Consider the following 17580-nt stretch of genomic DNA (forward strand, 5'->3'; position numbering starts at 1 on the left):
GCAACCTTAAAGGGCTTTTATGGCGACTAGAGCGATGATTCGCCGTTGTGCTATCATTTATATTCCTATTTTTAAGGCATAAATTTACAAAAAGTCAAGAATCTTTTAGCAAATTGTTAGCTACAATACGCACATTTAATCTTACAAAAGGAGTTCAAATGGTTTTTATACATAGTCTTAAAAAGTCGCAAATAGGGGGGGGGGGGGAATCCAAGTAGATTCTCTAGCTTAACGCAGAATCTAAACAGATTCTACAACCTCGCAAGATTTACATCGCAGAATTTATTTAGATTCGCAACGCTTTTCATCACTCTCGCATTTTCTACTCACGCAACCGCCACAGATTTAAATATTGAAACCCAAAATAACGCAAGAGAAGAGGTAAGATCACAATATGATAATATAAATGTATATGCGGACTTGTATGGATTATTAATTAGTAGCACAGCAACATCAGTTAAGACGCTAAATAACTATAACAGCATATATGGTAATAATGGATTAGAGATTCACGCTTCAATAGCCACATTAAATAACCACGGCACTATGAGTGTGCTTCAAAATCTTAACACACTTTCTACGCTAGACAACTACGGCACGATTGGTGAGATTGAAAATTTTAGAGAGCTAACCACACTAATAAACAGAGGCAAAATCACAGGTGATATTTATAATGTAGATGGGCAAACGATAACCACATTAGACAATACTAGAGATGGAATCATAGGGCAAATACACAACAGAGGCACAATCAACACATTAACTAACTCCGGCAAGATTAGCGGATACGATTTTGGCATAGTAGAGGGGACAATAGGTATTGTAAACTACCGGAAAATAGCCGCAATAAACAACTATGGCACAATTAGCGGAACATATGCTGGTATCGAAAACGATGGAGAAGGCACTATCTTCGTAATAAATAACTCTGGTGCCATTAGCAAAATAGTAAATAGCGGAACTATCAAGAACATATACAACCAAGCTGGAGGGACTATCGCGGGTATTGAAAACGGTGGCACAATCACCACTTTAAACAATCAAGGCAGAATTTCCCTAAGCGAATATAATGGCAAAATCGCCCATATCCACCACATTAGAGGCACAATCACCATTTCAAACTATCATTTGCAAATTAACGAGAGAGCCAATACTTTCAACGCCTTTAATGGCTATAACGCCGTAAGCGATGATATTTCTCACTTAGTTATTGGCGGAGGTGGCAGTGCAGATGGCGTGAAGCTAAAAGATTCCAATTCCAAGATTCTTATTTCTTTTGGGGCGAACTTCGAGCTAAATAAAGATTATAGCCTTAGTAAACTCATATTTGATGCTGACACTGGAGCAGCGTATGGCTTGACTTACGCCAGTGGCACGAGCGTAACGAATTTATACTCGCATTTGCAACTTGCAGATTCTGTAGATTCCGCTAAATACGAAATCCAGCAAGGCTCTAGCGCAGATTACTTTAAAATCGTGGATAAAACTAATCCTAGCGGAGGCGTCTCTAGTGGAAATGTAACTCCCGCAAATATCGGTTCTAGCGTGAATGTGGCGAATATCTCAAATGTAAATATGTTGGCTTCGAATGTAAAGTCAAATATCTTTAAAAATGCATTTAGCGGAATGAGTGGGAATCTAGCGAATGTAGATTCTATAGATTCTATTAGATTTAAGAATCTTGAGGCGTTGAGAATAGCAAGATTGAAAGAGAATCTAAGCAAGAATCTAGAATCCAAAGATTTAGATTCCTTTAAATCAAACGATAGATTCTACTACACACCTACAGATTTAAGCATAGATTCTAGCCTAAGCGATGTAGATTCTCATAATTACAGATTCTTTTTCACACCTTTTATCACGCATTCTATAATTAACGCAAATAATGTAAGTGGCTTAAGCTATGGATTTGTTAGTGGGTTTAATGCAAGGCTTGGAGATTCTCACACACTTGGAACTCATATAGGATTTAGCTATGGGAATCTAAAAGGTTCAAACACAAATGAATCTATAGAATCTACGAATCTAAATGCACTATTAGGACTTCATTATAAGCTTGATTTGGTTTATAGAATGTATGTGAAAGCCCTAATCGACGCAGTTTTTATAAATAATAATGCAAATTATGTGATTTCAAACACTGCAAACAAGGCAGATTCTAACTCTTTGGGATATAACCTAAATATAGCATTTGGAAAAGACTTTGATTTTGAGAGTGCTGGAATCTTTGGAGCAGAGATTGGGCTAAATTCACTTGGATTAAATTCAAGCGACATAATAATCGGCTCACAGACTTTTAAAGCACAATTCACAAACCTAATATATGTGGATTTGGGAGTAAATTACGATATAAAATTTGGGCTTGGAATTGGCTTAGATTCCACGCTTGGGCTTAAATACTTGCTAAACAGCCCAACTGGCAACATTCAAATCCAAAACGGCGGAATCCAAGCTTACGATATCGGTGCGGATAAATTCATCGCTTACTTTGGACTTGGAATAAACTACGCCGTAACTTCAAACATAGAGCTAGGCTTAAACTACCTAGGCAACTTCGGCGATGAATCTATACAAAATAGTGGATTCTTTAATGTTAAGATTGGGTGGTAAATGAAAATAGGAAATTCATAATGTGTGATATAGAATCTGCTAGAATCTATGAATCTAGATTCCGCTAGAATGTGAGATATTTAATTTGTAATTAGAAAATGTGGAATCTAAGATTCATAGATTCTGTGGATTTTGTAGATTTTGTAGATTTTGCGAATCTTGGGGAATTTGAGAGTTTAAATTCTGTGTGGTTTGCGAATCTAGATTCTCGATATAGCTTGGATTCTGCGGAGTTGCCGAATCGTGTGAAGTTTTAGAATCTGCTAGATTCTGCGGATTGTGATTTAGATTTACCAAATCTTGGGAATCTTTATGCTTTAGATTCTCTAAATCTATGGTATCTTGGGCGATTTGCGAATCTAGATTCTCATCATAGTTTAGATTTTGCGTATTTTGTAGATTCTGTATAGTTTGGGAATCTAATTTTATAAGCTTACTCTGCCCCTATTTGGCGACCTCTATAATATTAATTAGTTCTATCGCCTACAAGTATAAATTGCTCGAAATATGCGTTTTTATCATCGAAACTAAACTCAATCATCGCTTTCCATTCGCCTTTTTCTAAGATAATCGGCTCTGCGACAAACTCGCCATTATTTTCTTTTAAGATTCCCAAATCTTTATCAAATTTTGAGGTGGCAAATCGTGTGATATTTGCTCGAACTACGGGCTTATCCACACTATCATTTTTTGGGCTTATCTTTAGCTTTAAGGTAAATTCTCCATCTTCGCTAAGATTTATTGGGGTTGATGTCTTTTTATTTGCCTTTCGCTCTAATGAAATCTCTTTATTATCATTGATGATATAAAAATTATACATATTTTCTAATTCTTTTTGATTTATCAAAATATCATTGATTGCCGCATCTACATCTTGACGCGTCGAGAAATAGGCATTATCATCTTCTGGGCTTGACTTTATGGCTATATAAACAGTTAAAATAATCATACAAACCATAAAAATCAAAAATAATGCAATGCCGTAGGGCCAGAAAGTTTTCTTAGAATCCTCTTTGGATGTTTTTTTAGAATCGCTCAATATATTCCCTTTACTTGGTTTTTAATTTTTTCCTAAAAAAATACATAAATGCAACAATGCCTAGCATAGAAAAAAGCATTAAATATAAAATCAGCTGAGCTACAGCTTTTGCACCTTTTTCATTTTTAGGAATATTGTGATTAATCGTAACATTAAATTTATCGGCTATTAAATCCACGCTTTCAATATATCCATTAAAAACTACAGCGGATAGGGCTTGATTCGTCAGCTCGGAATCTTTTTGCGGGATTAGCGGAACCATATATTCCCAATATACCTTTTTTTTATCCAAAATATCATCGCTCGATGTGGCAATATCAATCTTTTTATCATCTCTAATTAAGATAATAGCAACATACGGCACTTTGAGTTTGGAAATAAGTTTATTTTTAAACTCTACATAGCTAGAATCTTGTAGTTTCTCGCCCATATAGACATATAAGCTTACGCCCGTTTTATCTAAAAGCTCACTTGAAACTTGCTCTATAAAAACAGCACTTTTTTCTACAAGTAGAGAATCGTCATTAAAAACAAAATTATTCGCAAAAGCAATGTTACAAAAAAGCAAGATTCCACAGAGTGGAATCTTGTGCCAAATCGAAAACAATGCTATACCAAATGAAGTAGCATATTTGGGATAAACGCTATAACTATAGAAGCAATCGCTAATACTACTAATAATCCAAAAAGTAGTTTTTCAACAATATTGTAATCCATAATCACTCCTTTGTTTTAAGTTCATAATAATTGGCATTAGAACTATCAATCATCTTGGCTTGTGAAGCATCAATATTGTAATAATTTGTAGCCTCTCTTTTTTGGACATTTACCGCAGAAATCCCAAATATCACTACAATGACTAAGAGCAAAACAACAGCGATAAAAAACCCAACTAAACCATTTAAACTAAAATATCCACCATTCATTTGCTCCTCCTAATTATTAGATAATATAAAGCTATTTAAAGCTTCTTCTTGAATAGCATTAAAATCGGCATATGTAAAAGATGGCATTTTGCCAATCGCACCACTTTTACCACGAGTTAGAACAACTTGTAAAAACTCATATGTTCCATAAGTGGTTAAATCAGGAGCAAAATCCTCAACGCCCTCTAATCCTTTTCCATCAAGTCCATGACAAGCCGTGCAGTAAGTGGCATATAAATCCTTACCTTTAGCAATAGAATCTGCATTTGCTGGAATCTTTGCCTTAGAAATCTCAGCCATCACAAAATCAGCAATCGACTTTGCCTCATCTTGGCTAATCTCAATCGGCACCATTTCACCTGCCATATAATTCATACCTTTACTACCATTTAGAATCACATTAACCACTTCCGGTGCTCGACCCCATATATTGAGATTAGCAGCTTTGCCATCTATACCACTTTTATCCACTCCGTGGCATTGTGAGCATTGGACTAGAAAGATATTCTCTCCCATAGTAGTTAGTTCAGTAGAATCCAAACTAGCCCATTTAGATTCGAAATGCTTATTATAATTATCCACTTCTCTATTATATTCGCCGATTTGAGAATACGCATTTAGCGGATAGCCTATAAACATATACCATAATCCCCAAATAATAATACATAGAAATGACGCCGCCCAACCTATCGGCAGGTCATTTTTGAATTCCTTTATTCCGTCCCAGTCCTCTTCTGTTAAAACCCCATCTGCTTTGCTGTGCTTGATTTTATTAAAATATGTGCTTACTATAAATGCTGTTAAGACCAAAATAGCAAGTGCACCAAGCAAAGCTAAGATAGTTATATTGTCATTTAATAAAGATTGCATTTATTTATTCCCCCTATCTTTCTTTATCTCTCTAGATTCTACAGGTGTGTCTAAAATATCATCATCTAAGGCTAATCTACCATATTTTTCATAGTCCTTTTTCCCGCTTCGTTGGGCTTTATACATATAATAAATATATGAGTATAAAAATACAACTAGCAAAATAGTAACTATAAAATATATATAGCCTCTAGCTTCGATTAAAAACTCTAACATTTGCTTTTTACTCGGCACTTCGTCGTGCTTGGCTTAGGCTATTCATATAGGCAATTAATGCTACTATTTCTTTAACCTCGCCCCTATCAAAAGCATCTTTTATGTCTTGATTTTTCATCTCTTCGACAATAACTCCTGCTTCTTTCATAAACTCCGCTCTTGCTTCCTCTAATGTGCCTAACTTCACTGCATTTTCGCCCTCATCATAAGGAACGCCAAATAATGCCTTATTTGTATAAGCCTCAGCATAGGCAGTTTCAAAATCGCTATTTTTTGTAAAATTATGCTTATAGTTAGGCATAATAGATTCTGGAACTACGCTAGTTGGCTCCCACATATGGTTTGAATGCCAATCTGAACTTCTATAATCGCCCACTCTATGCAAATCTGGTCCAATTCTCTTTGAACCCCATAAAAATGGTCTATCATAGGCGTATTCGCCACTTTTACTATACTCGCCATATCTATCAGTCTCAGCTTTGAAAGGTCGAACTAACTGCGAGTGGCAGTTATAGCAACCCTCTTTGATATACACTTGTCGCCCAGCTACTTCAAGAATGCTATAAGGCTTTAAGCCCTCAATTGGGCGAGAAGTTTTCGCAAAATCTGGGAGAATCTCCACAAGCCCAGCGATAGAAAACACTACTAAAAACACTACCGTAAAAAAGAATGGATTTTTTTCTAACCAATTAAACATATCTAAATCCCCCTTTTAAGCCGACATTGGAGTTGCATATTGAGGCTCTTTATCAAGCTCTTTTGCTGCAACCATAGTCATTATAATATTATAAACAAACATAAAGAATCCAACCAAGTATAGCACCCCAGCAATCGACCTAATCACATAATAAATATGCAATACCGAAACAGTGTCTATAAATGAATATGCAAGATTCCCAAACTCGTCTGTAGCCCTCCACATCATACCTTGAGTGATACCTGCAATCCACATACTTGAGAAATACAGAATAATACCAAGTGTCATAATCCAGAACTGCATATCCATAATCTTCCTAGAGTAAATCTCTCGCTTGAAGATTCTAGGAGTCATATGATAACAAGCCGCAATTAGCGTAAATCCAACCCAGCCTAGAACGCCATCATGCACATGCCCTACAATCCAATCTGTGAAGTGAGCCAATGCATTTACAGACCTAATGGACTGAATTGGACCCTCTAGCGTAGAAAGCATATAGAATGTCGAAGCTAAAATTAGGAACTTAATCATTGGAGATTCTCGCAATTGATGCCATTGTCCTCGCATTGTAAGAAGCATATTAATCGCCGTTCCCCAAGATGGCAAAATCAAAATTACAGAGAAAACTGACCCTAGTGTCTGCACCCAGTCAGGCGTAGTAGAATAAATGAGGTGATGCCCACCAGCCCAAATATACACAAACATTAGCCCCCAAAATGAGAATAATGTAAGCTTATATGAGAAAATCGGCTGTCCAGCTTCCTTTGGCAAGAAATAATACATAACACCAATAATTGCAGAAGTAAATACGAATGCAACCGCATTATGTCCCCACCACCATTGCACCATAGCGTCATTTGTCCCAGCATAAAGCGATATGGAGTGCCATACACTTCCCACGCCGGAGACTAAATAAGTTGGAATGGATAGATTATTGAAAATATAGAGTGCAGAAACCGCCACAAAACTAGCGATAAAATACCAAAGACTAATATATAGCGTCTTTTCTCTCCTAACTGCCATACTTCCAAAGAGGCTAATCCCCCATAAAACCCACACAACAACCACGAGTAAATCAAGTGGCCAAATTAATTCAGCATACTCTTTTGATTGAGTTAATCCGGCAAATAGAGTAACAACTGCCAAAGCAATCAAAACTACATATAGCCAAAAATGCAATAATCCAATGATTCTTAAAAAAGGATGTTGATTATATGTAATCTTTAATACCCTTTGTCCTAAATAATACCAAGCCGCCCAGATTCCACTAAGAGTAAAACCATAAATAACGCCATTTGTGTGAATAGGTCGTAATCTCCCAAAAATACCATACTCACCAGCAATATGATTTAGCGCTGGATAAGCCATTTGAAATGCGATAATCACACCAACTAGCATACCAACTATTCCAAATATCATAGTTGTCCAGATAAACAATTTTGATATAGAATAGTCATATTCTAACACATTACCTGTATGCATAAACCCTCCTAACTTGAAAATTTTATAAACATTAAAACTTCTAATTATATTACAATTTGACGAAAATCAATATAAAAAATAAAAAAATACTATAAGACTTTTTGATTTGTAAGCAAGTAAAATGATTAAAAATTTATTTTTAAGATTAATGTGGCTACTATATAAGATTCTTATCAATATTAATATTTAAAGAGAGGTTAAAATGCCATTATTAGATAGTTTTAAAGTAGACCACACGAGAATGCCAGCTCCAGCTGTGCGATTGGCAAAGATTATGACTAGCCCAAAGGGCGATAAAATCTGCGTTTTTGACTTGCGATTTACGCACCCAAATAAGGAAATGCTAAGTGAGAAGGGCATTCACACGCTTGAGCATTTATTTGCTGGGTTTATGCGAGAGCATTTGAATAGTGGCGAAGTGGAGATTATCGACATTTCGCCAATGGGCTGTAGGACGGGCTTTTATATGAGTGTGATTGGAAAACCTAGTGAAGATAGCGTAAAAGAGGCGTGGGAAGATTCTATGCGTGATGTGCTAAAGGTTAAAAACCAAGAGGATATTCCGGAGCTAAATATATATCAATGTGGAAGTGCGGCAATGCACTCGCTAAAAGAAGCCCAAGAAATCGCCCAAAAGACGCTAGATTCTGGCATTGGGATTATGAATACAGAGGAATTACTTTTAAAAGGAATCTAAATGAAAGAATTACTTAACATTGAGGGAATGACTTGCAATCATTGTGTTGAAAAGATTAAGAAATTTGTTGGAGAATGTGAAGGCGTCCAAAATATCAATATTAACTTAGAAAATAAAACCCTAGAGGTGGAATTTATAGAACCAACAACAATAGAAAATATTATTTTGGCTATAGAGGATTCTGGCTTTGAGGTGAAAAGTTAGTATTATCTTATAAAATCTAAAAGAATCTAGCTTAAGCTAGATTCTAGAAATTTCATCTTTACTACAAATAATAAACGCGATAAGGCAATCAATGAAATCAATCCAAATATCTATTATTAGCTTAATATGTCTTTTGATAGTGGCTTGTAGCGAGACAAAAAATATAGCAGAATCTACAAATGGGATAGTTGATACAAATATAAAGCCAAAGATAATTTTCACAGAAAATATTACGAATAGTGTAAATACCTTATACGATTCAAATGGTGAGATAAAAATTAATGGAAAAGAATTCTATGGCAAATATATATTTAATAAAAACAACGAAATAACGCTACTTCCAAACGAGAATCTCAATGCAAATACAAACTATAAAATAGACCTTGATTTTAAAGAAATAAATAAAAAAACTAATTCTAATATCAATGCTAAAAAATGGACTATAAAGTTTAAAACAGATGAATTATCACTTGATATGCCAAATGCAAATTTTATAAAAGATTCTCAATTACTTGATAAAATAAAGCTTGATGCGACATTAGAAATATCACAAGAGATTCCGCTAGATAGTATAAAACAAAATGTAAGATTACTAGATTCTAATAAAAATGATATTCAAATAAATATCTTTCCGCTGGATAATAAAAAATTCCAAATCATCTCAATTCCAATAAATCCGCCAAAAGATAAAGATGAAAATTATCAAATAATCTTTAATAAAAATATTGGAACTAATAAAGATATAAGTATACCAATCACTGCCATTAAAAATATGAATCTAGATATTATAGACATAAAAACTATCTACAATGATAATATAAGCATAGAAGTAAGATTCTCAAATATATTAGCAAATAATGCGAATCTAGATAATTTTATAAGAATATCGCCAAATGTTACATTTAACGCTTCCCAAGCAAATGATATTATTAATATAAAAGGCAATTTCGTTCAAAATAGGGAATATACCATAGAAATTCTAAAGGGGATAAAATCTCAAGATAATCTAGAATTAAAAGAAAACTACAAAAAAGAAATAAAGATTTATGATAGTGCTCCAAAAATTGTATTTTCCAATGATGGCGTTTTCTTGCCTGATAGTGCTAATAAAAAAATAGCTTTTAGGTCTATTAATGTTAAGAAAGCAAATATTATTATAAAAAAGATATATGCGAATAATATAATACAATTTCTCGGTGATAAGGATTTATTAAAAAGCAATACAAATGATTATTGGATTTATCGCTTTGAATTAATGGGAGATATTATAAAACAAACCAGCATAGACATAGATTCTCCAAAAAATGTATGGGTGCAAAATGAGATTGATTTAAGTGATATTAAGGATTCTAGTGGAATCTTTATAGTTCATATGAGTTTTGATAAAGATGGGGTGGATTATCATTTTCCAAAAGGAATGGCGGAATGGAAACAAAATGAATATTTTTATAGTAATGGAAATATTTATAAACAATTGATATTCTCCAATATTGCATTAATCGCACAAAAATATAATGATAATAATGAAGAAAAAATAATCGCTTCAGCATTAGACATTAGGACAAATCAGCCATTGAGTAATATAAATATCCAAGCCATTAGTCAAAATAATCAGCTAATATCCAGCTCTTTAACAGATAAAAATGGAAATGCGATTTTAGAATATGAGAGCGAAAATAATAAAGCATTCTACATAAGTGCAACGAAGCAAGATTCCAATGACTTTACGATTTTAAAGCTAAGCTCTCAACAAATCCCAGATGATGGATTTGACACAGAAGGAGTGGCAAGTAAAAATGGTATTAAAGCTTTTATATACACAGATAGAGGCGTATATCGTCCGGGCGATAAAGTCAATCTAAATATCATAGCAAGAAATATAAATCAACATATAAAAGAAGCGATAGCCCATCCTATAAAACTAACAATAGTAAATCCTAGAAATAAAAAACAAATTGATAAATTGAGTATAAATCCAATAGAAGATGGGGTTTATTACTATGAATTTACCACAACAAAAAATGCCGATACGGGAATCTATAATGTAATAGTAGATATAGGTGGAAATACATTTACCCACCAATTAGCAGTAGAAACAATAGTTCCCAATAGAATTAAGGTTGAAATAAACGCTAGAGATAAGATTGATATAAATAAGCAAAAAAATATTAATTTCTCCATACAAAGTGATTATTTATTTGGAGCTCCCGCAGATTCCCTAGAGTATAAAATAGACGCTCACATATATCCAAAGGATTTTATATCAACGATTTATAGAGATTGGACATTTGATAATCCAACAAATCTAAAATATATAGATAACGAAATATATACCGGCAAATTAGATGAAAAAGGTTTCGCACAAAGAACTATAAATATAAATAATATTAATAGAATAAATAAGAATCTTGAAGCAACAATTATTGCAAGAGTGTTTGAAAATAATGGCAGACAAGTAAGTAATAGAAAAAAAGTAGAATTGGAATTATTTGATAGTTTTATTGGTATTAAAAAACCGCAAACAAAATACATCAAAACAGATGAAATAGTAAATATTCCTGTTATTTTGATAGATAAAGATGAAAAACTTATCCCAAATAGAAAACTAAAATATACTATTTATAATAATAATTATTCGTGGTGGTGGGATTATGATAATTATAATAATTTCATTCAATCCATAAAAAGTGATAAATTTACAAAAATCATTGATGAGGGAGAAATAACAACAAAAGATGAAATATCTTATATAAGATTCCAAGCAAAAGATAAAGGCGAGATTCTAGTAGAAGTAAAAGATACTACAAATAATCAAAGTGCTTCTATTTTCTTATATGCTTCATCGTGGGGTGAGCCGCTTAATATGGATAAAATCACACAACTAAAAATTAAAGCTGATAAAAAAGAATATGCACATAATGATATAGCAAAAGTTACTTTTGAGAGCGTAAAAAATGGCAAAGCTTTAATAACTATAAGCAACAATGAAAATATATTGGATAGATATTGGATAGATACAAATGATTTCCAAACAACAATAGATGTAAAGATTGATGAAAAATATGCCCCAAATATATATGCAAATGTATTTTTACTACAAGATTATCAACACAATGACAATGACCGCTCACTTAGATTATATGGTGTTGTGCCACTAAAAATCACTAATGAAAAAACAAAAATAAATCTTAACATACAGGCAAAAGATGAGATATTGCCAAATAGTGATTTAAGCATCGAGATTTCAAATAAAGAGAAAAAACAAGTTATATATACGCTATCCATCGTTGATGAGGGATTAATCAATATAAATAATTTTAAAACCCCATCCCCGTGGGATTATTTCTATGCTAAAACAAAGCTTGGAATCCAAAATTACGATACCTATGATTATATAATCAATAAAACGATAGGACGAATAGAAAAAGTTTATTCTATCGGTGGCGGTGAAGAATTCATCGCAGATTCTATAAATAAACAAAAAGATGCTAATGCTGATAGATTTAAACCCGTAGTATTTTTTGTAAAACCTACAAAAAGTGATGAAAACGGCTATGCCAAAATAAACTTTAAAGTGCCATCATATGTAGGAAGTTTAAGGGTTATGCTTGTTGCTGTTGATAATAATAGCTATGGAAGCACAAGCAAAGATGTTCGCGTTTCTGCCCCTGTTGTAATGCTACCTACAATACCAAGAAGCCTAAAAATAAATGATGATTTTAAACTCCCTATTGAGATTCTGCCTATAAAAGATAATGTCAAAAATGCAAAAATAAGCATATCTAGTGATGGAATAGCAGAGTTTAGCCCTAAATCTCAAAATATAGCATTTAATAATAAAAAATCAAAAACATTATTTTTTAATGGAAAGGTAAAAGAGGAATTAGGCATTGAAAATATAAATATTAGCCTAGAGAGCGGGGATTTTAAAATACAAGATTCTACACAAATAGACATAAAAGCCCCGAATCCTTATGTGCTAATATCAAAAAATTACATCTTAGATAATAAATCATTAATCATAAAAGCCCCAAATTCCTATGTCAAAAACTCAAACTTAGGTAAGATAACCATAAGTGCATCGCCGATTTTAAGTATTGACCATAGATTATTGTGGCTTATTAGATACCCTTATGGTTGCGTAGAACAAACAATCTCAAGCGTGTTTCCACAACTCTTTATTGATAAATTAAGTAATGCGGATTTTATAGACAAAGAAACCATAATTAATAATATAAATGCAGCAATCGCAAAAATATCATTATTTCAAAATGCAGATGGCGGATTCTCATATTGGCAGGGGGAGGGAAATAGTGATAAATGGGGAAGTAGCTATGCTGGACATTTTCTTATTATGGCAAAAAAATATGGATATTTTGTAAGCGAAGAGATGTTTAAGAGATGGCTAAACTATGAGATTAGAAATGCAAATGATACAACTAATATATATCCTATTTATTTACTTGCATTGGCTAATAATCCACAGCTTGGAATAATGAATGAAATATATGAAAATCATCTATATACATTAAGTGTTACAAATAGATGGCTACTTGGTGCAAGCTATAAATTAGCCGGATTTGATGATATAGCAAAAAAAATAACTGCCAATCTTAGCATAATCCCAAATGAAGATAGCAATTATTACAAACACACTTATGGTTCTACGCTAAGAAATAAGGCTATGATTTTACAATCCTATAAAATTATCAATAATGAAATAAATCAAGATTTATATAATAGTATCAAAGATGAGTTAGAAACAAATGAATGGCTTTCCACCCAAACAATTAGCTATGCTTTGCTCGTTTTAGCGAGTATAAAAGAAGATGCTAAGAATACAACATTAGAGGGTAAAATCACAATCAATAATAAAACCCAAGTATTTAACGAAAATAAAGATAGGATTATATTTAATCTAAATAGTGGCAATGCGAGTATAGAATCCCCTAATAATCTATTTGTAAATTACACTTGGGAGGGAATCTCTACTGATAATAAAAGCGATAATATCGCAAAGAATATGAGATTAAGTAGGGAATTTGTCAAAATTGATAGCTATGGAAATGAAAATATCATTAATCCAAGGGAATTAAAAAGCACACAAGATTTTTATATTAAACTAACATTAAGCTCTATAGATTCTCCTATTGATATGGAAAATATCGCATTAACGCAGAATCTACCAAGCGGTTGGGAGATAGAAAACACAAGATTAAATAATGACCCCATTCCAAATATAGTAGAGTTGGCAAATGAAGATATAAATTATGTAGATATTAGAGATGATAAGATTATGTGGTTTTTTGATATACATAAAACAAAAACATTATATGTTAAGATAAATGCCATAACACCGGGAGAATACACACTTCCACCAGCTTATGCAGAAGCAATGTATAATGGCAACTATCAAGCCAGCACAGATAGCTTTAGAGTAAAAGTAAATGCAAAATAGAATCTAGATTCGCAAGATTCCCAAACTTCGGCGAATCTAAGTGGGAATCTAAAATATAAAGATTCGCAAACCACACAGAATCTACAAAAGATTCCACAGATTCTACCATCTCTATCGATTTAGTTCAAACAATGCTTAAATAAAAATTTATCGCTAAGGGCGATAAAAGCAAAGTTTGCTCCTATATCTTGCAATCACCTCAAAGCATAGCTTCCTTGAAAGCATAGCTTCCTTGAAAACGAGCGAAGCGAAATTTCTTGTAAAAGTGAAGTCGTTTCCAAAACCTATCGCAATCTCCCACAAAGCAAAACTTCTTTTAAAACGAGGTTTAGCCAATTTCCTTGTCAACCCTATGACGCTTTGTTGGTGCTACCGCACGGGATTTTAGTTTATGAAAAATTGCTCCGCAATTTTTATACATCTTGTGTGAGATGTGAGCCTCACACCTAAAATGAGGTGGAGTGTGGGAAAACAAGTAAAACGAAGTTCGCTTCTACACACAAACCCACAAGATTCCCAAACTTCGCAGAATCCAAGCTATAGCGAGAATCTAGATTCCCAAATCGCCAAGATTCCTAAGATTCCACAGATTCGCAGAATCCAAATCAAAGTAGTAATTTAGATTTTAAACAAATTGATAATTCTAAGCATTCAAGTGAATCTAGAATCTATAGAGATTCCACACTAGAAAATAAGCGGAGCAAGGTTTTGCCAACCCAACTACATTTCTTTAGATATTGTGCTACGCACGAAATCTAAGCATTTAAAATTGCTTTAGCAATTTTTAGAAAAGATGATTTGTGAAGTCAGGCACTAAAAAGTTAGTAGGACAAAGTAATCCAACAAATCAAGAGTGAGCTAAAACTTCTTAGATTTTGCTAGAATATCGCATTAAAATCAAATAGGGAAAGTAATGAAAAATCAAAATAACGAGATTTGTAATAATCTTAAAAATGGCGGAAAATCGCTAAATAGGGGGGGGGGCAGCAAAGTAAATCTAGAGATTTAGATTCTTTAGATTCCACAGATTCGCAGAATCTAAATCAAAGTGAGAATCCAAATTCTCAAACTTCTAAAAATTCTCAAAACACAAAAGATTTACAAACTACACAGAATCTACAAAATAGGCAGAATCTAGCAGATTCTAGCACCACACAAAATACACAAATCCCACGAGATTCCACACTCTCCAGCGATTCAAATCAAGCAAGGACAATAGGGGATTTACCAAAACAAAGTTTCCTTGAAAATGAAGTTTCGTGTAAAGGCGAAACAAGCGGTAGCGGGTTTCCTAATCAAAGAGAAGTTTGCTCCCCACACATTGATACGCAAAACACACAAGATTCGCAAACTCCACAAACCGCCCAAGATTCCACAAATACCACAGATTCAGTGAATCTAGATTCCCAAATCACCCGAGATTTAAAGAATCTAAGTGGGAATCTAAAATATAAAGATTCACAAACCACACAGAATCTAAACTCTCAAAATTCCCAAGATTCACAGAATCTACAAAACCCACAGAATCTAGCAGATTCCAAAACCGCCCAAACCGCACGAGATTATAAAGGTTCCACAGATTCCACAAAAGCACAAAGCAAATTCGCCCATTTTCTAGCAAAATTTGGCATTGATTTATCACAAAAATCATCTATATTTTTTATCGGCTTTTTGGTGCTATATTACGTAGTTTTGGTCGCATTTAGTCGCTATAGTTTTAACCTTGATGATATTTGGATGTGGCTTGATATTTATGAAAACAAGCCCAATTATGATGGCTACAGACCGCACATAGGGCGATTTTATCCGCTTTATAGTATGGAGCTAAATATGCTTATGCAAATCTCACACTCGCCATATTTATTTTTCGCATTCAACGCTAGTTTAGCGGTAATTTTCGCATTTTTAAGCCTAGCGATTTTAAATCAAGTCAATCCAAAATCCGCCCTAAATAAAATCCTAATCTCGCTATTTATGCTAAGCATAGGCTTTGTCATCGTATTTTTTGGGATTTGCTATCCGGAGAAATTGCTAGTTATTTATCTAAGTGGCTTTATTTTATGCTCGTTTATCATAATAAAACGCTCAAATTACGGGAGCTTGGGGAATCCGCCACAGAATCTAACGCAGAATCTCACGCAGAATCTCACACAAAATACGCCGAAAAATCCAAAAGATTCAGCACAGAATCCGCAGAATCTCACGCCAAACCCCGCACAGATTCCCGCCAAATCCACCATAATCCCCAGCATTTTTGGCATAGTTTTCCTAAATCTTAGCATTTATCTAAAAGAGCCTATTTTCATCTCCGCATTTGCCTTTGGCTTTTTTCTTTTTATTTTAAGCCTCAAACTCCGCTCCAAAGCCCTTAAAATCTACTCCATTTTTATCGGTATAAGCTGCGTCATTTACGCACTTCTTTATGCTATTTTGATACTAGGCAAAGTCCAAAAAACCTACGATAGATACACGGAAAACACCGATATTTGGAGCGTGAAAATCATCGGGCTTATAAACTATATCCTAAATGACGGACTTATCGTCTTTTTGCTAAGCGGAATTGTGGCGTATAGAATCTATCGCATTGTGCTAAAAAAAGAAAAAATAGAGCTTGTTTTTGATGGGCTGCTCGTGGCTGGAATCTTATATTTTCTGGCATACTTGGCACTTGGGATATTTGAGACTTATTATCTCTTGCCTTGCTATATTTTTAGTGGCGCGAGCATACTTTACTTCCTAATCCAAAAGGGCTATATCAAAAATCTTTTTATCAAGCTTTGCTTTGTCGCTGGAATCTTAGGCTTTATCGCTACTTCGCTCCCAAGTGGAATCTATAGCATAGTCAATCTAAAAGCCCAAGGCGTGCAGTTTCATAATTTGCTAGATTTTAGCCGTGCGTATTTGAGCGAGAATCCGCACACGGATATTTATTTTGATGGCACTGGGCGGGGCAGAGAGATATATGCGGAGTGGTATGTGGGCTATTATATAGAGTATCTAAATAGGCTTTATGGAATCTATGATTTTGATATAAAGACTGATAGCCCAAATGGAGCGGATATCACGGCGACTGATTCAAAATCCAAATACACCTATAAAAATAGCCTAGAAGTTACCACGTCAAAAAGTAGGGATTTGGTGATTTTAAATAGCACGACCACTAAACTAGCAGATAAAAAATATATTGAAAATCTCCTAAAAACCCACACCCTGCTTTATAAAACGAGCTTCCCAACTATGCCCTATATCAATTTAAAATCCGTGATTAAATACGCAAATAAGAAGTTTTTAAAAGCAGATTCTAAGCTACTAGGGCATGAAAATATATTCAAATTTCCGCTAAATACATATGTGTTCGTGGTGAAGTGAGTGAGTGTTGTA

16 protein-coding genes are annotated in these 17580 nt (G+C 33.8%); 7 read left to right on the forward strand and 9 right to left on the reverse strand.

Going from position 1 to position 17580, the window contains the following annotated elements; translation table 11 throughout:
* Positions 1 to 420 precede the first annotated feature (420 nt).
* A complete protein-coding gene (locus CCY99_RS00130; RefSeq protein WP_112059386.1) occupies positions 421 to 2610 on the forward strand; it encodes an autotransporter outer membrane beta-barrel domain-containing protein in 2190 nt (729 codons plus the stop codon).
* A 114-nt stretch (positions 2611 to 2724) separates the two neighbouring features.
* Here CCY99_RS00130 and CCY99_RS00135 read toward each other — a convergent pair whose 3' ends face one another.
* The 8 genes from CCY99_RS00135 to ccoN all read right to left on the reverse strand — a co-directional run bounded on the left by CCY99_RS00135 (position 2725) and on the right by ccoN (position 7840).
* Positions 2725 to 2907, reverse strand: a complete 183-nt coding sequence (locus tag CCY99_RS00135) for a hypothetical protein (RefSeq protein WP_112059387.1) — start codon at positions 2905 to 2907, stop codon at positions 2725 to 2727.
* A gap of 169 nt (positions 2908 to 3076) precedes the next feature.
* The gene (locus tag CCY99_RS00140) at positions 3077 to 3649 is read right to left on the reverse strand and encodes a hypothetical protein (RefSeq protein WP_112059388.1); all 573 of its coding nucleotides are present in this window, start codon (positions 3647 to 3649) and stop codon (positions 3077 to 3079) included.
* 10 nt (positions 3650 to 3659) lie between these two features.
* Entirely contained in the window at positions 3660 to 4256 is a 597-nt protein-coding gene (locus CCY99_RS00145; protein WP_112059389.1) for a TPM domain-containing protein, read from the reverse strand.
* 112 nt (positions 4257 to 4368) lie between these two features.
* The gene (locus CCY99_RS00150; RefSeq protein WP_112059390.1) at positions 4369 to 4575 is read right to left on the reverse strand and encodes a DUF4006 family protein; all 207 of its coding nucleotides are present in this window, start codon (positions 4573 to 4575) and stop codon (positions 4369 to 4371) included.
* Positions 4576 to 4584: 9 nt separating this feature from the next.
* Positions 4585 to 5445: a c-type cytochrome gene (locus CCY99_RS00155; protein ID WP_112059391.1), complete on the reverse strand. Its 861-nt coding sequence runs from the start codon at positions 5443 to 5445 to the stop codon at positions 4585 to 4587.
* The gene (locus tag CCY99_RS00160) at positions 5446 to 5661 is read right to left on the reverse strand and encodes a cytochrome c oxidase, cbb3-type, CcoQ subunit (RefSeq protein WP_112059392.1); all 216 of its coding nucleotides are present in this window, start codon (positions 5659 to 5661) and stop codon (positions 5446 to 5448) included.
* Positions 5662 to 5668: 7 nt separating this feature from the next.
* On the reverse strand, positions 5669 to 6358 hold the full coding sequence (gene ccoO, locus CCY99_RS00165) for a cytochrome-c oxidase, cbb3-type subunit II (RefSeq protein ID WP_112059393.1): 690 nt from the start codon (positions 6356 to 6358) through the stop codon (positions 5669 to 5671).
* 15 nt (positions 6359 to 6373) lie between these two features.
* Positions 6374 to 7840 carry a cytochrome-c oxidase, cbb3-type subunit I gene (gene ccoN, locus CCY99_RS00170; RefSeq protein ID WP_112059394.1) on the reverse strand — a complete coding sequence of 489 codons (1467 nt, stop codon included), beginning with the start codon at positions 7838 to 7840 and terminating at the stop codon, positions 6374 to 6376.
* 202 nt (positions 7841 to 8042) lie between these two features.
* On the opposite strand from ccoN, the gene luxS reads away from it, so the two are divergent.
* The 3 genes from luxS (at position 8043) to CCY99_RS00185 (ending at position 14199) form a co-directional block, all read left to right on the forward strand.
* On the forward strand, positions 8043 to 8537 hold the full coding sequence (gene luxS, locus CCY99_RS00175) for an S-ribosylhomocysteine lyase (RefSeq protein ID WP_112059395.1): 495 nt from the start codon (positions 8043 to 8045) through the stop codon (positions 8535 to 8537).
* Complete coding sequence (locus CCY99_RS00180) at positions 8538 to 8741, forward strand: copper ion binding protein (RefSeq protein ID WP_112059396.1); 204 nt, start codon at positions 8538 to 8540, stop codon at positions 8739 to 8741. It begins immediately after the preceding gene.
* Between the two features lie 91 nt (positions 8742 to 8832).
* Positions 8833 to 14199: an MG2 domain-containing protein gene (locus CCY99_RS00185; RefSeq protein WP_112059397.1), complete on the forward strand. Its 5367-nt coding sequence runs from the start codon at positions 8833 to 8835 to the stop codon at positions 14197 to 14199.
* Here CCY99_RS00185 and CCY99_RS09740 read toward each other — a convergent pair.
* Positions 14174 to 14308 (reverse strand): hypothetical protein, encoded by a 135-nt coding sequence (locus CCY99_RS09740; RefSeq protein WP_258442861.1) that lies wholly within the window; start codon positions 14306 to 14308, stop codon positions 14174 to 14176. The two genes, CCY99_RS00185 and CCY99_RS09740, sit on opposite strands and share 26 nt — an antisense overlap.
* Before the next feature lie 354 nt (positions 14309 to 14662).
* Between CCY99_RS09740 and CCY99_RS09365 the strand changes: the two genes are divergently transcribed.
* The 3 genes from CCY99_RS09365 (at position 14663) to CCY99_RS00190 (ending at position 17568) form a co-directional block, all read left to right on the forward strand.
* On the forward strand, positions 14663 to 14821 hold the full coding sequence (locus tag CCY99_RS09365) for a hypothetical protein (protein ID WP_181646772.1): 159 nt from the start codon (positions 14663 to 14665) through the stop codon (positions 14819 to 14821).
* A gap of 627 nt (positions 14822 to 15448) precedes the next feature.
* Positions 15449 to 15595: a hypothetical protein gene (locus tag CCY99_RS09370; RefSeq protein ID WP_181646773.1), complete on the forward strand. Its 147-nt coding sequence runs from the start codon at positions 15449 to 15451 to the stop codon at positions 15593 to 15595.
* A complete protein-coding gene (locus CCY99_RS00190; RefSeq protein ID WP_112059398.1) occupies positions 15592 to 17568 on the forward strand; it encodes a hypothetical protein in 1977 nt (658 codons plus the stop codon). Before CCY99_RS09370 ends, CCY99_RS00190 begins: the two co-directional genes overlap by 4 nt.
* Positions 17569 to 17580 lie beyond the last annotated feature (12 nt).

It is taken from the genome of Helicobacter sp. 16-1353, from assembly GCF_003288815.1.
Classification (GTDB): domain Bacteria; phylum Campylobacterota; class Campylobacteria; order Campylobacterales; family Helicobacteraceae; genus NHYM01.